This is a genomic window from Pseudomonas fluorescens (assembly GCF_001902145.1).
GTDB classification, from domain to species: Bacteria; Pseudomonadota; Gammaproteobacteria; order Pseudomonadales; family Pseudomonadaceae; genus Aquipseudomonas; species Aquipseudomonas fluorescens_BV.
Window position 1 is genome coordinate 709913 of sequence record NZ_MRST01000026.1, and the last position, 14444, is coordinate 724356.

Annotated in this window: 16 protein-coding genes; 7 read left to right on the top strand and 9 right to left on the bottom strand. The window is 61.1% G+C overall.

From position 1 onward, the window contains the following. Positions 1-29 precede the first annotated feature (29 nt). The 5 genes from BUE92_RS22795 to BUE92_RS22815 are packed head-to-tail and all read left to right on the top strand — an operon-like array spanning position 30 to position 3953. Entirely contained in the window at positions 30-794 is a 765-nt protein-coding gene (locus BUE92_RS22795; RefSeq protein WP_073526396.1) for an SURF1 family protein, read from the top strand. Further along, positions 760-1344 (top strand): hypothetical protein, encoded by a 585-nt coding sequence (locus tag BUE92_RS22800; protein ID WP_073526398.1) that lies wholly within the window; start codon positions 760-762, stop codon positions 1342-1344. The genes BUE92_RS22795 and BUE92_RS22800 overlap by 35 nt, the downstream gene beginning before the upstream one ends. A 10-nt stretch (positions 1345-1354) precedes the next feature. Continuing rightward, complete coding sequence (locus BUE92_RS22805; RefSeq protein ID WP_073526400.1) at positions 1355-2434, top strand: COX15/CtaA family protein; 1080 nt, start codon at positions 1355-1357, stop codon at positions 2432-2434. After that, a complete protein-coding gene (gene cyoE / locus BUE92_RS22810) occupies positions 2422-3321 on the top strand; it encodes a heme o synthase (protein WP_073526402.1) in 900 nt (299 codons plus the stop codon). The genes BUE92_RS22805 and cyoE overlap by 13 nt, the downstream gene beginning before the upstream one ends. Further along, positions 3318-3953 carry an SCO family protein gene (locus BUE92_RS22815; RefSeq protein WP_073526404.1) on the top strand — a complete coding sequence of 212 codons (636 nt, stop codon included), beginning with the start codon at positions 3318-3320 and terminating at the stop codon, positions 3951-3953. Before cyoE ends, BUE92_RS22815 begins: the two co-directional genes overlap by 4 nt. Positions 3954-4093: 140 nt before the next feature. Here the strand turns inward: BUE92_RS22815 and BUE92_RS22820 are convergent, their stop codons facing one another. The 3 genes from BUE92_RS22820 to BUE92_RS22830 are packed head-to-tail and all read right to left on the bottom strand — an operon-like array spanning position 4094 to position 6597. Further along, positions 4094-4864, bottom strand: a complete 771-nt coding sequence (locus BUE92_RS22820) for a MetQ/NlpA family ABC transporter substrate-binding protein (RefSeq protein WP_073526406.1) — start codon at positions 4862-4864, stop codon at positions 4094-4096. 51 nt (positions 4865-4915) lie between these two features. Next, positions 4916-5590 carry a methionine ABC transporter permease gene (locus tag BUE92_RS22825; protein WP_003187354.1) on the bottom strand — a complete coding sequence of 225 codons (675 nt, stop codon included), beginning with the start codon at positions 5588-5590 and terminating at the stop codon, positions 4916-4918. Continuing rightward, a complete protein-coding gene (locus tag BUE92_RS22830) occupies positions 5590-6597 on the bottom strand; it encodes a methionine ABC transporter ATP-binding protein (RefSeq protein WP_034129230.1) in 1008 nt (335 codons plus the stop codon). The genes BUE92_RS22825 and BUE92_RS22830 overlap by 1 nt, the downstream gene beginning before the upstream one ends. A 265-nt stretch (positions 6598-6862) precedes the next feature. Here BUE92_RS22830 and katE point away from each other — a divergent pair, with 265 nt between their 5' ends. Then, entirely contained in the window at positions 6863-9004 is a 2142-nt protein-coding gene (gene katE / locus BUE92_RS22835) for a catalase HPII (RefSeq protein WP_073526408.1), read from the top strand. Positions 9005-9089: 85 nt separating this feature from the next. Here katE and BUE92_RS22840 read toward each other — a convergent pair whose 3' ends face one another. Genes BUE92_RS22840 through zur form a run of 4 tightly spaced genes read right to left on the bottom strand, consistent with a single transcriptional unit; the run spans position 9090 to position 11880 of the window. After that, positions 9090-9809: a PA5502 family lipoprotein gene (locus BUE92_RS22840; protein WP_014716334.1), complete on the bottom strand. Its 720-nt coding sequence runs from the start codon at positions 9807-9809 to the stop codon at positions 9090-9092. Between the two features lie 37 nt (positions 9810-9846). Further along, on the bottom strand, positions 9847-10635 hold the full coding sequence (gene znuB, locus BUE92_RS22845) for a zinc ABC transporter permease subunit ZnuB (RefSeq protein WP_073526409.1): 789 nt from the start codon (positions 10633-10635) through the stop codon (positions 9847-9849). Then, positions 10628-11398, bottom strand: a complete 771-nt coding sequence (gene znuC, locus BUE92_RS22850; protein ID WP_003187361.1) for a zinc ABC transporter ATP-binding protein ZnuC — start codon at positions 11396-11398, stop codon at positions 10628-10630. The genes znuB and znuC overlap by 8 nt, the downstream gene beginning before the upstream one ends. Continuing rightward, complete coding sequence (zur, locus tag BUE92_RS22855) at positions 11398-11880, bottom strand: zinc uptake transcriptional repressor Zur (protein ID WP_014716336.1); 483 nt, start codon at positions 11878-11880, stop codon at positions 11398-11400. The genes znuC and zur overlap by 1 nt, the downstream gene beginning before the upstream one ends. A gap of 58 nt (positions 11881-11938) precedes the next feature. Here zur and BUE92_RS22860 point away from each other — a divergent pair, with 58 nt between their 5' ends. Continuing rightward, positions 11939-12868, top strand: a complete 930-nt coding sequence (locus BUE92_RS22860; RefSeq protein WP_073526411.1) for a zinc ABC transporter substrate-binding protein — start codon at positions 11939-11941, stop codon at positions 12866-12868. Positions 12869-13142: 274 nt separating this feature from the next. Here BUE92_RS22860 and BUE92_RS22865 read toward each other — a convergent pair whose 3' ends face one another. Then, a complete protein-coding gene (locus BUE92_RS22865; RefSeq protein WP_073526413.1) occupies positions 13143-14096 on the bottom strand; it encodes a homoserine kinase in 954 nt (317 codons plus the stop codon). A 56-nt stretch (positions 14097-14152) separates the two neighbouring features. Next, positions 14153-14443: a DUF2782 domain-containing protein gene (locus BUE92_RS22870; protein ID WP_016978788.1), complete on the bottom strand. Its 291-nt coding sequence runs from the start codon at positions 14441-14443 to the stop codon at positions 14153-14155. Position 14444 lies beyond the last annotated feature (1 nt).

Genomic DNA, 14444 nt, shown 5'->3' on the forward strand with positions numbered 1-14444 from the left:
CTGGCTCCGGGCTAATTGGGGGAGGGGCGATGAGATCGAGTATAGCCAGTGCCATGCAACGCTTTCGTCCGGGCATCGCGCCGACGCTGGTGGTACTGGTGTTGCTGCCATTGATGGTGGGCCTGGGGTTTTGGCAATTGTCCCGTGGGCACGAAAAGCAACTGTTGGTAGACCGTTATACCGAGCGCCGCGCCACCGAACCGGCCAGCAGTGCGCAGCTCAATGACATGGCTGATCCAGCCTTCCGTCGCGTTCACCTTCGCGGGCAACTGGATGGTGAACACAGCATATTGCTGGATAACCGCATGCGTGACGGCAAGGCCGGTGTCGAGTTGCTGCAACCCTTTCATGACCAGGCCAGCGGCCTGTGGCTGTTGCTCAATCGCGGCTGGCTGCCTTGGCCGGACCGGCGTGTCGCACCCGCCTTTACTACCCCTGAACAGACGCTGAACCTCGACGCCTGGGTGTACGTCGCCCCCGGCGAGATCTTCCAACTGCATGCCGACCCGGCCAGCACGCAATGGCCGCGCCTGCTTACCGCACTGCACCCCGCCGCGCTGTGGGACGAACTGGGGCGCAGCGGTTTTGCCTATGAACTGCGCGCCGAAGCGGGCCCCGGTACCTACGAAACCCGCTGGCCCATCGTCGCCATGGGCCCGGAAAAACACCTGGCCTACGCTGTGCAATGGTTCGCCATGGCCGTGGCGTTGCTGGCGCTTTACCTCTACCTCGGATGGCATAACAAAAAGGAGAAGCCCCATGGGAGCGGCCATGAATCCACCCAGCACACCTGACACGCCTGATCGGCGCAAGGGGCGCTGGCAGCTGATTTTGATCCTGATGATGGTGATCGGCCCGATGGTGCTGGCCACCTTCATGTACAAATTGCAGTTCTGGGTGCCGGACAGCCGCAGCTATCACGGCGAACTGATCGGCAACGGCCAGACCCGCGCCGACATCGGCGTGCAGGCCGATGAACAGCGCTGGCAACTGCTGGTCACCGCCCCCACCGCCTGCGCTGCCGATTGCCAGCAACTGGTGTACCTGGCGCGCCAGCTGCAGATCAGCCTTGGCCGTGATGCATCCCGTGCCAGCCATGCCCTGGCCGGCGCGCAGCCGTTGAGCAGCGAATACGAGGCCAAGCTCAAGGCCGAATATCCACAGCTGCAGCGCTACCCGCTGGATGTGTCGACCTTTGCCAGGAACGCTGCCGCGCCCGGCGAGGCACAACTGTGGATCGTCGATCCCCACGGCAATCTGGTGCTGCGCTACGACGCCAAGGTCAAGGGCAAGGACTTGCTCAATGATCTGCGCTTGCTGCTGAAACTGTCGAACATCGGATAAGGGCACCATCATGGCCAAGCCTGGATTTCGCCTCGCGCTGTTTGCCACGCTACTGGCGTTGTTTGTCGTGCTGCTCGGCGCCTATACCCGCCTGACCCACGCCGGCCTTGGCTGCCCGGACTGGCCGGGCTGCTATGGCTTTATCAGCGTGCCGCAAAGCGAAGCCCAACTGGCCCATGCCGAGTTGCACTTTCCCGACACGCCGGTGGAGGCCGACAAAGGCTGGGCCGAGATGACCCATCGCTACTTCGCGGGCAGCCTGGGACTGTTGATCGCGCTGCTGGCGGCGCGTTCGTGGCGTCATCGGCGTGATCCGGGCCAGCCGGTGAAGCTGCCGTTGTTCCTGCTGGCGGTGGTGCTCGCCCAAGCGGCGTTTGGCATGTGGACTGTGACCTTGAAGCTCTGGCCGCAAGTGGTCACCGGGCACCTTTTGGGCGGCTTTGCGACCTTGAGCCTGCTGTTTCTGCTGACCCTGCGGCTGTCCGGCGTACTACCGGCGCTGGTCGTGCCCAAGCGCCTGCAATATTGGGCGACGGCGGGGCTGGTGCTGGTGATCGGGCAGATCGCCCTGGGCGGCTGGGTCAGTTCCAACTACGCGGCGGTGGCCTGCGTCGATTTGCCCACCTGCCATGGCCAATGGTGGCCGGCAGCGGACTTCGCCAATGGCTTTCACCTGACCCAGCACATCGGCCCCAATTATCTGGGGGGCCAGCTCGACAGCGAAGCGCGCACTGCCATCCACCTGACGCATCGCATCGGTGCCGTGCTGGTCACGCTGGTGCTGCTCGGTTTGGCCTGGCAACTGCGGGCAGTGGGGATGACGCGCCTGGCCGGCCTGCTGTTGATCGCCCTGGCCGCGCAGATCTGCCTGGGGGTGAGCAATGTGGCGTTCGGCCTGCCGCTGTCGGTGGCGGTCGCGCACAACGCTGGCGGGGCAACGTTGTTGATGACGCTGGTGCTGGTCAATTATCACGCGCGCACCAGCCTGGTTCGGGTGCGTCACCCGCGCCTGTTCGGCTGGCGTTTTATCCCGCGCAAACAGGTGTCGGGCCTCATCACCCTTAAAGGAGAACTGCCATGGCGACCGTGATCGGCGCACGTCACGACCGGGCGATCTGGCGTGACTATTTAGAGCTGACCAAGCCCAAAGTGGTGGTGTTGATGCTGATCACTTCGCTGGTGGGCATGTTCCTTGCCACCCGCGCCGGGGTGCCCTGGGCAGTGCTGGTGTTCGGCAACCTCGGCATTGCCCTGTGTGCCGGCGGCGCGGCCGCGGTCAATCATGTGGTCGATCGACGGATTGATGCCGTGATGGCGCGCACTCACAAGCGGCCGATGGCTGAGGGGCGTGTCTCGCCGATGGCGGCGTTAGCGTTTGCGTTGTTCCTGGCTATTGCAGGATTGGCCCTGCTGCTGGCGTTCACCAACCCGCTGGCGGCCTGGCTGACCTTGGCTTCGCTGCTGGGTTATGCGGTGATATACACCGGCTTTCTCAAGCGAGCGACGCCGCAGAATATCGTCATCGGCGGTCTGGCCGGTGCGGCGCCGCCGCTGCTGGGCTGGGTGGCTGTCACTGGGCATGTGAGTGCCGAACCCTTGCTGCTGGTGCTGATCATCTTCGCCTGGACCCCGCCACATTTCTGGGCCCTGGCCATTCACCGCAAAGAGGAATACGCCAAGGCCGACATCCCGATGCTGCCGGTCACCCATGGCGAGCACTACACCAAGGTGCATATCCTGCTGTACACCTTCGCCCTGCTGGCGGTGAGCCTGATGCCCTACGTTATCCACATGAGCGGGCTGCTCTACCTGGGCTGTGCGCTGGTATTGGGTGCGCGCTTTCTGCAATGGGCCTGGGTGTTGTACCGTGGCAGCCAGCCGCACGCGGCGATCAACACGTTCAAGTACTCTATCTGGTACTTGCTGCTGCTGTTTATCGCCCTGCTCGTAGACCACTACTTATTGTTGAACCTATGACTCGAACTCAAAAAACCGTCTTCATCCTCGTGGCCCTGGTGGCGTTGATCATGGGCCTGACCGTCAACAAAGTGCTCTCGGGCAAAGGCCAGGGCGATCCCACTGCGCTGATCGACGCCGGCATCATTCTGCTGCCGCAAAGCCGCCAGTTGCCAGCGGTGACCATGACCGACCAGGAAGGCCAGCCGGTGGTGGTCAATGAGTTGAAGGGCAAGTGGAGCCTGCTGTTCTTTGGTTACACCTTCTGCCCGGATATCTGCCCGACCACCCTCGCCCAGCTTCGCCAGATCAAGAGCGAGCTGCCCAAAGAGGCTGTGGATAAGTTGCAGGTGATCCTGGTCAGCGTCGATCCGCACCGCGATACCCCGGCGCAGCTCAAGCAGTACCTGGGTTACTTCGACCCACAGTTCCAAGGCCTGACTGGCGCGAACGTGGAGGATGTGCAAAAGGTCTCGAATGCGGTGAGCATTCCCTTCATTCCGGCGGATACCAGCAAGCCGAACTACACCGTCGACCACAGCGGCAACCTGGCACTGATCGGCCCGGATGGTACCCAGCGTGGGTTTATTCGTGCGCCGTTGAACAACCAGAAGCTGGTGGCGCAGTTGCCAGCCTTGCTACAGCGCGAATAAAGACAACACAAAGCAAATGTGGGAGGGGGCTTGCCCCCGATAGCAGGGTGTCAATCGATGAAGATGTTGACTGACCCACCGCTATCGGGGGCAAGCCCCCTCCCACATTTTGATCTTCAGTGTTTGGAGACTGAGGCGGATCAGAACGCCGGCTTGATCGCGCCTTTGTACTTATCTTCGATGAACTTCTTCACTTCAGGCGTGTGCAAGGCTGCAACCAGCTTCTTCACCGCGTCCGCATCCTTGTTGTCTTCGCGGGTTACCAGGATGTTCACGTAAGGCGAGTCGCTGCCTTCGATCACCAGGGCATCCTTGGATGGATCCAGCTTGGCTTCCAGGGCGTAGTTGGTGTTGATCAGCGCCAGGTCGACCTGGGTCAGCACGCGCGGCAGGGTGGCGGCTTCCAGTTCGCGGAATTTCAGGTTTTTATCGTTGCCGGTGATGTCCTTGATGGTCGACAGGATGTTGGTCGGGTCCTTCAGGGTGATCAGGCCGTTCTTGGCCAGCAGCAACAGCGCACGGCCGCCGTTGGTGGCGTCGTTCGGGATCACCACGTTGGCGCCGCTTGGCAGGTCTTCGAGCTTCTTGTACTTGCTGGAGTAAGCGCCCAGGGGCTCCAGATGCACAGCGCCGACGCTCACCAGGTGAGTGCCTTTGGCCTTGTTGAATTCATCCAGGTACGGCTGGTGCTGGAAGAAGTTGGCATCCAGGCGCTTTTCAGCCACCTGTACGTTCGGCTGCACGTAGTCGGTGAAGACTTTGACCTTCAGATCCACGCCTTCTTTGGCCAGGGCAGGCTTCACGAATTCGAGGATTTCGGCGTGAGGCACCGGCGAAGCAGCGACCGTAATGGTCTCGGCGTGGGCGGAAAACGCAGCCACGGCGGCGAAAGCAACCAGTAGTTTTTTCATCCAGCAAGCTCCTTGTTCGGGCATCTGCCGGCTATGTGCCGGCAATGGCCGTTATTTACGAGAAAAATGCACCACCAGCCGGTCGCCGACGGTTTGCAGAATTTGCACCAGGATCAACAGCATCACCACAGTGACCACCATCACATCGGTCTGGAAGCGCTGGTAGCCAAAACGGATTGCCAGGTCGCCCAGGCCGCCAGCACCGACCACACCAGCCATCGCGGTGTAGGAAACCAGTGTAATCGCCGTCACCGTAATCGCCGCGAAGATGCCAGGGCGGGCTTCGGGCAACAGGGCATTGGTGATGATCTGGCGAGTGGTGGCGCCCATGGCCTGGGTGGCTTCGATGATGCCACGGTCCACTTCGCGCAGGGCGGTTTCCACCAGGCGCGCAAAGAATGGCGTGGCACCGACGACCAGCGGTGGGATCGCACCGGCGACACCCAGCGACGTGCCGGTGATCAGTACCGTGAACGGAATCATCACGATCAGCAGGATGATGAACGGCAGCGAGCGCAAGATATTCACGATCAGCGACAACAGCGCGTACAGGCCTTTTTGTTCGAACAGCTGGCGCGGGCTGGTCAGGAACAACAGCACGCCCAGAGGCAGGCCCAGCAGCACGGTGAAGAACAGCGAGCCGAACAGCATAGTCATGGTGTCGCCGGTGGCGAGCCAGATTTCAGACCAGTCGATATTGGCGAAGAAACTCAGGAAAACGTCCATCAGCGCAGGACCTCCATGTGAACGTCGGCGGCGGTGAAGCGTGCAAACGCGGCTTCCATGTCACCGCCGGTGACGGCGAGGGTCAGTTGCCCGTAAGGGATGTCTTTGATGCGGTCGATACGACCGGCAAGGATGCTGTAGTCCACCCCCGTTTCACGGGCGACGGTACCCAGCAATGGCGCGTAGGTCGCGTCCCCTTGGAATGTCAGGCGCACGATACGGCCTGGCACATGGGCAAAGTCGTCGCGCTGCTCGCCTTCGTCCACCTGTTCGGCTTCTTGTACGAAGCGTTTGGTGGTCGGATGCTTGGGGTGCAGGAACACGTCGGCCACCGAGCCTTGCTCGACAATCACGCCGGCGTCCATCACGGCGACCTGGTCGCATACGCGGCGGATCACGTCCATTTCATGGGTGATCAACACGATGGTCAGGTTCAGCTCGCGGTTGATCTCGGCCAGCAGTTGCAGGACCGACGCCGTGGTTTGCGGGTCGAGGGCGCTGGTGGCTTCGTCGCACAGCAGGATCTTTGGCTTGGTCGCCAGGGCGCGGGCGATGCCCACACGTTGTTTCTGGCCGCCGGACAACTGCGCCGGGTACTTCTTGGCATGGTCCGACAAGCCGACGCGGGCGAGCAGCTCTGCTACACGCTGGTCGATTTCCTTGCGCGACAGTTCGCCGGCGAGCGTCAGCGGCAGAGCGACGTTGTCTGCCACGGTCTTGGACGCCAGCAGGTTGAAGTGCTGGAAGATCATGCCGACTTGCTGACGGAAGCGCCGCAGGCCGTTGGCGTCCAGGGCAGTGACTTCTTCGCCATCCACCTTGATCTGGCCGCCACTGGGCTCTTCCAGGCGGTTGATCAGGCGCAACAGGGTGCTTTTACCGGCACCCGAGTGGCCAATCAGGCCAAACACCTGGCCGTTCTCGACGCGCAGGCTGGTGGGGTGCAGGGCGGGGATATCCTTACCGGCGACGCGGTAGGTTTTATGGACGTTTTGAAACTCGATCACGTAGCGAACCTTGTGGGGCGCATTGAAAAGGGATCAGCGGTTAGCCGGGCGCGCATTTTAGCCTGTCCATCTAGTGTTTCTTAGCATTTATTTCGTATCCATCCAGCGATTTGGCAATAACGAGACCAAAGGTCATAAAAAAGGAACGGCCCAAAACCCTGTCAGTCACTACTTAGGCAATTCGAGGTCCCGGGTGCCGTGCCTGGGGTTTCGCTCAAATGAGCCGGGGACCGCTCTGGCCACTTTGACTAAGGAGTTTTGACTGATGAGTACCAAGAAGCCAGCCACCCCGCCCAAGAGTGAACTCGCGGGTACCGATACTCTGGACCGAGGCAACACCAACGCCAAACTGCAGGCGTTGGAAGAGTCCCGTTCGGATGCGACCGGGCAGGCCCTGCGCACCAACCAGGGCGTGAAGATTTCCGATAACCAGAACAGCCTGAAAGTCGGCGCCCGCGGCCCTTCGCTGCTGGAAGACTTCATCATGCGTGAAAAGATCACGCACTTCGACCATGAGCGCATCCCGGAGCGCATCGTGCATGCGCGTGGTACGGGCGCCCATGGCTATTTCCAGAGTTATGGCGACCATTCGGGGCTGACCAAGGCAGGTTTCCTGCGCACGCCTGAGCATAAAACCCCGGTATTTGCGCGTTTTTCCACGGTGCAGGGCCCGCGTGGTTCCGGCGACACTGTGCGTGACGTGCGTGGTTTTGCCGTGAAGTTCTTCACCGACGAAGGCAACTTCGACCTGGTGGGCAACAACATGCCGGTGTTCTTCATCCAGGATGCGATCAAATTTCCTGACTTCGTCCACGCGGTGAAGCCCGAGCCTCATAACGAGATTCCTACCGGCGGTTCGGCCCACGATACGTTCTGGGACTTTGTCTCGCTGCAACCGGAATCCGCGCACATGGTGATCTGGGCCATGTCCGACCGCGCCATTCCCAAAAGCCTGCGGGCCATGCAGGGCTTTGGGGTGCACACCTTCCGGTTGATCAATACCGAAGGTAAGTCCAGCTTCGTGAAATTCCACTGGCGTCCAAAAGTCGGCACCTGCTCCCTGGTATGGGACGAAGCGCAAAAGCTGGCCGGCAAGGATACGGACTACCACCGTCGTGACCTGTGGGAAGCGATTGAAAGCGGCGATTACCCCGAGTGGGAGTTGGGCGTACAGATTGTGGCCGAAGAAGACGAGCACACGTTTGACTTTGACTTGCTCGACCCGACCAAGATCATTCCCGAAGAACTGGTACCGATCACGCCGCTGGGCAAAATGGTGCTCAACCGTAACCCCGACAACTTCTTCGCTGAGGTCGAGCAGGTTGCGTTCTGCCCGGGTCACATCGTGCCGGGCATCGACTTCACCAACGACCCATTGCTGCAGGGCCGTCTGTTTTCCTACACCGATACCCAGATCAGCCGACTGGGCGGGCCGAACTTTCATGAGATTCCAATCAACCGGCCTGTCGTGCCTTTCCATAACGGCCAGCGCGACGCTCAGCATCGCACCGTGATTGATAAGGGGCGTGCGTCCTACGAGCCAAACTCCATTGATGGTGGTTGGCCGAAGGAAACCCCTGCTGGTCCTACCGATGGTGGTTTTGAGTCCTACTACGAGCGCGTCGATGCCAACAAGGTGCGTGAGCGTAGCGAATCCTTCGGTGACCATTTCTCCCAGGCGACGCTGTTCTACCACAGCATGAGCCACCACGAGAAAGAGCACATTATCGCGGCCTACAGCTTTGAGCTGGGCAAGGTGGAGCGCGAGTTCATCCGTGCGCGCCAGGTCAACGAGATCCTGGCCAATATCGACCTGGAGCTGGCCAAGCGCGTTGCGCAGAATCTGGGCTTGCCGGCGCCGGCCAAGGGCACGGTGCCTGCCCGTGAAACGTCGTTGAAAGAATCGCCAGCCTTGAGCCAGGTGAATTTGCTATCGGGCGATATCAAAACGCGCAAAGTGGCGATTCTGGCAGCCAACGGCGTTGATGGTGCGGCCATTGACGCGCTAAAAGTAGCGCTGGAAGTTGAAGGCGCCCATGCCAGGTTGCTGGGGCCTACTTCGGCGCCTGTGACCACCGCGCAGGGCAAGACGCTGCCGGTCGACGCCTCGATGGAAGGCATGCCGTCCATTGCCTTCGACGCAGTGTTTATCCCGGGCGGCAAAGAGTCGGTGAAGGCGCTGAGCGGTGATGGTGTGGCGTTGCATTACGTACTGGAAGCCTACAAACACCTGAAGGCGATTGCGGTAGCCAGTGATGTGAAACCCTTGCTGGATCAGCTGAAACTGGAGGCGGATGCAGGGTTGATCGTGGGCGCGGATGCCAAGGCGTTCAAGGCCTTCTTTGCGGCGATTGCCCAGCATCGGGTGTGGGAGCGTGAGCCGAAATCCAAGGCGATTCCGGCTTAAATTATCGGTTGTTTGTTAGATCGTCATCGCAGGCAAGCCAGCTCCCACACCGTTCAAATGTGGGAGCTGCTTGCCTGCGATGCTTTTAGTCCGCCTTGCGCGGAATCAGCACAACCTGCGCTGGAATATGCTTCAGGATTTGCCGGTGAATCTTCAGGTCATACCCCGAATCAATTCGCTTGACCCGCTTGGTCAGTAACGTGGCCAGCCACGGGTAATCCTGGGTGCGTGGCACCTGGATGCTGACATCGCACTGGTAATTCACCACATCGGTGGCGATGGCGTCCAACTGATGGCGCATGTCTTCGACATCCGCGAGGTTCAGCGCCACGGTGGTGCTCGGCGCCGCGGGGTCTATGACCTTGGCGGCAGGCTTGGCTTCTGCGGCTTTCAATGCAGCCTCTGCCTGATCCAGCTCGGCTTTGCGCGCATGGCTGATGGCGCTGTTGACGCCACCGGTCAGCGCAGGAGCCTTGGGCATCAAGGCGCGGGCACGGCTCAGGGCCGTGGCGGCCGCGTTGACGTCGCCTTTTTGCAGCACGATCTGGCTGCGCTGCAGGTAGGCTTCGGCCAATTGACGCTGGTAGGCCTCAAGTGCCGGGTCGTTGGGCGATTGGGCCTGCAGTGCGGCCAATTGGTCTTCGGCGGTGGCCAATTCGCTGCTGGCCAGGTTTTGTTCCAGCTGCGCGATGGCCGCAGCCCGCGGATCCGGAGCCTGAGGGGCAGCGGGCGGCGTACTTTGGCAGGCGCCCAGCAGCAGTGAAAATGCGGCAAGGAGCAGATAACGGGAGGTGAACGGCTTCATTCCTGCGACTCTCTATTTGCGCAAAAAGCGAGCAAGTCTACACCCCTCGACGGGGCAGGACAAAACTCAGCAGAAACAGGGCGGCCGCCGTAACCACAATCGACGGCCCGGCCGGTGTGTCCTTGAACCAGGACAGCGCCAGGCCACCACACACTGCAAGCATCCCCAGGAGGCTGGCGCCAATCGCCATCTGCTCCGGAGAGCGAGCGTGGCGCTGGGCGGCGGCGGCTGGAATGATCAGCAGCGACGTGATCAACAATACGCCGACAATCTTCATCGCGACAGCAATCACCACGGCGATGAGCAACATCAAGGCCATACGCAGGCCTGCGACGGGCAAGCCTTCTACCTTGGCCAGTTCTTCATGCACGGTGATCGCCAGCAACGGGCGCCACAGGGTGACCAGCAACACCAGCACCGCAGCGCTGCCGCCGAGGATCCAGGCCAGGTCGGTCGGGCTGATCGCCAGCAGGTCGCCGAACAGGTAGGCCATCAGGTCGATGCGCACTTCATGCATGAAGCTCAGCACCACCAGGCCCAGGGACAAGGTACTGGGCGCGAGGATGCCCAGTAGTGTGTCGGAGGCCAGTGGCTGGCGTTGCTGCAGGGTCACTAGCAGCACCGCCAGCAGCAGGCAGCCGACGGTCACGGCGATGGCAGGGCTTACATCCAGCAGAAAGCCCATGGACACGCCCAGCAAGGCGGCATGGGACAAGGTGTCACCGAAATAGGCCATGCGTCGCCAGACCACAAACGAGCCCAATGGGCCCGCCACCAGTGCCAAAGCCAAGCCTGCCAGCAGGGCGTAGAGCAGAAAATCAGCCATGCTTGCAGCTATCTCCATGAACGTGGGGGGTATCGACGACGGCGCCATGCAGGTCATGGGCGTGGTCATGGTGGTGATGGTAGATCGCCAGGCTCTGGGCGTTCTTGCCGAACAGCTCCACAAACGCAGGGTCGCCACTGACCTGTTCCGGGTGGCCGGAGCAGCACACGTGGCGATTGAGGCAGACCACTTGGTCGGTGGTGCTCATGACTAGGTGCAAGTCGTGGGAAACCATCAGCACGCCGCAACCATGGCGGTCGCGCAGGCGGGTGATCAGGCTGTACAGCTCGGCCTGGCCGGCGACATCGACGCCTTGCACGGGCTCATCGAGTACCAGCAGCTCGGGCTCGCGCAGCAAGGCGCGGGCCAGCAGCACGCGCTGCATTTCGCCGCCGGAGATACTTTGCACCGGGTTGTCGATGACGTGTTCGGCGCCGACTTCCTTAAGCGCGGCCTGGGCGCGGGCGCGGTCTACGCCTGGCACCAGGCGTAGGAAGCGCAATACAGAGAGCGGCAATGTCGGGTCCACATGCAGTTTTTGCGGCATATAGCCCACGCGCAGCTTGGGCTTGCGCCAAACCGTACCGCTATGGGGTTTGAGCAGCCCGAGTACGGCGCGCACCAGGGTGGTCTTGCCGGCGCCGTTGGGGCCGATCAAGGTGACGATTTGGCCTGGCTCCACGCTCAGTGCGATGTTTTCCAGCACGTTTTGCCCGGCGAACGTGACGCCGACCTGCTCCAGGCGGATTAGCGCATTGCTCATCAAACCCCCTGGCAGCCTGCGCACAGGCCGACCACTTCGACCGTTTGCCCCTCGACTTTGAAACCGACGTCGGCAGAGCTTTTGATAATGGCGTCGCTGATGCTTTTTTGTTCAAGCTCGATGGCGGCATGGCACTCGCGGCAGATCAGGAACTGGCCCTGATGCGCGTGCTCCGGGTGGTTGCAACCGACAAAGGCGTTGAGCGAGGCGATACGGTGCACCAGGCCGTTTTCCAGCAGGAAATCCAGCGCACGGTAAACGGTAGGCGGCGCGGCGCGGCGGCCGTCCTGCTCGCTGAGTACGCCAAGAATGTCGTACGCGCCCAAAGGCTTGTGGCTCTGCCACACCAGCTCCAGCACCCGGCGACGCAAGGCGGTCAGGCGCAAGCCTTTCTTCGCGCACAGGGTGTCGGCCTCTGACAATGCGGTGTGCACGCAGTGAGAGTGGTCGTGAGGACGGCTGGCAAGCGGTGTTTTAGGCATGAGCGGCGACAGATATTTGATAGAGACGTTATTATGTTACCCGTTCCTACGCCATCGAGTGGTCATCGTGTCCCGACTTTTTCCCGTTTTTATCGTATTTGTCGCCAGTTTGTTCGTTGCCGGTGCCGCTCAGGCCGAGGTCAAGGTGCTGACGAGCATCAAGCCGTTGCAGCTGATTGCGGCTGCCGTGCAGGACGGCGTGGCCGTTCCAGAGGTGCTGCTGCCGCCGGGGGCCTCGCCGCACAACTTCGCTTTGCGCCCATCCGACGTACGGCGTGTGCAGTCGGTGGACCTGCTGTACTGGATCGGGCCGGACATGGAAACGTTTTTGCCGCGTGTACTCAAAGGCCGTACGGCGCCAACGGTGGCCGTGCAGGATCTGCCGGGCATGAAACTGCGCGTTTTCGGCGAAGATAGCCATTCTCATACCGACGAAGCCGACGAACATGACCACGATCACCGCACAGGCAGTGTCGATGCGCACCTGTGGCTGTCGACTATCAATGCACGTGTGATCGCCGCGCGGATGGCGGCCGATCTGAGCGCCGCCGACCCGACTAATGCCCAGCGTTATCAGAGCAATGCGAAGGCTTTCCAAGAGCGCCTCGACGCGCTGGATGCGCGCCTGAAGCAGCGTTTGGCGGGCGTTGATGGCAAACCTTACTTCGTGTTCCACGAAGCCTTTGATTACTTTGAAGAGGCGTACGGCTTGAAGCATGCCGGCGTGTTCAGCGTGGCCGCCGAAGTGCAGCCGGGCGCCCAACACGTAGCGGCGATGCGTGCGCGTTTGCAGGAAGTGGGCAAGACTTGCGTGTTCAGCGAGCCGCCATTGCGACCGAGGTTGGCGGAAACCCTGGTGGCCGGGTTGCCGGTGAAGTTGGCGGAATTGGATGCGTTGGGTGGTTATACGCCGGCTACCGCGCTGGGTTATGAGCAGGTGCTGGAAAAACTTGGCAATGACCTGGCCGGTTGCCTGGAGTCGCTCTAACAGGCAACACAAAACCCCTGTGGGAGCGGGCTTGCCCCTAATGCCGTTCAGTTAAGCGTATATCGCCCTCTGTAGGAGCGAGCTTGCTCGCGAAAAACGTCAACGATAACGCGTGTTTCCTGATTGAACGCGGCGCCTGTGAGTTTTTCGCGAGCAAGCTCGCTCCTACAAAAAGCCTTAACTGAACGGCATTAGGGCTTGCCCGCGATAGCGTTGGCTCAGTCGATACCGCTATCGCAGGCAAGCCAGCTCCCACATTGACCGAGTCGGGCTTTTAGAGGGCGAACGGCAGCTGGACGTTGACCTGCTGACGCTGCGCCAAGCGGTGCTCGAACTCAGCCGGGTCATGAATCAACACATCCTGCCCGGCAAATGACTCGGCCGCGATCAGCCGGGACAGCCAGAACCGTACGCACGCCACGCGCAGCATGGTCGGCCATAGCTCGGCTTCCTTCGCGGTAAACCCCCGTAGCCCCGCGTAAGCGCCCAGCAGCGCCCGGGCACGGTGACCGTCAATCACGCCATCGGCATCCGAGCACCAGTCATTCAAGGCGATTGCCACGTCGTAGAGCATCGGCCCCGAACAAGCGTTGTAGAAGTCGATCAGGCCTGTCAGGTGCGTGCCTTCAAACATCGCATTATCGCGAAACAGATCGGCGTGCACATTCGCCCGTGGCAGGCCGAGGATGTCGGCCTTGTGGGCGTCGATCTCGGCCAGCGCATCGCGCAACAGGCGTTGCTGGGCCTCGTTGAGGTGCGAAATAAGCTGCGCGCCCTCGCAGAGCATCCAATCCAGGCCACGGTCGGTCTTGCGTTCAAGTACCTTTTCGCCTTGGGTTGCCAGGTGCAGGTGGCCGAGCAGTTCGCCAACCTGGGCACAATGCTGCGCATTGGCCTCCTTGATGTGCTTGCCCGCCAGACGCGGTTGCAGCAAGGCCGGTTTGCCCTTGAGTTCGCGCAAAGCGATGCCGTCGGTGGTACGCAGGGCGTACGGCACAGGCAGGTCGGCGTCGTGGAGCACGTCGAGCAGTTCGATGAAGAACGGCATTTCTGCCACCGGGCCACGCTCAACCAGGGTCAGGACGAACTCGCCCTGCTCCAGGCTGATAAAGAAATTGGTGTTTTCGCTGCCGGCGGCAATCCCCTGGAAATCAAGCAGGCGGCCGAGCCCATAAGGGGCGAGAAAGGTTTCCAGCTCAGGCCGAGCCAGGGGGGTGAACACAGACATGGTTAAAACTGCCGTTACGGGCGCTGCGGTGGGCAGCGCCGGTTAAAATTAAGAAATCATTTCCATTCGAAGATCTTCCATGACGGGATCAGCATATCCGGCTGGTCAGAGCGGATGAAGTTCGCGTCGGTGCCGTCCGCACGTACCAGAAAGTACGGTGGTGCGCCCTTCGGGGTGACTTTGATTGCGTACAGAAAGCCGTTTTGGCGGTATTCCTGGATGGTTTTGTCGCCTTCCGTGCGAATGGTAACTTCCGGATCACCTCCAGGGGCACTGTCTGCCGCCATGGCAGCCATCGGAGCGAGTGCAATCAAACCGGTCAACAGCAGGCGATTGAATGTACGCATG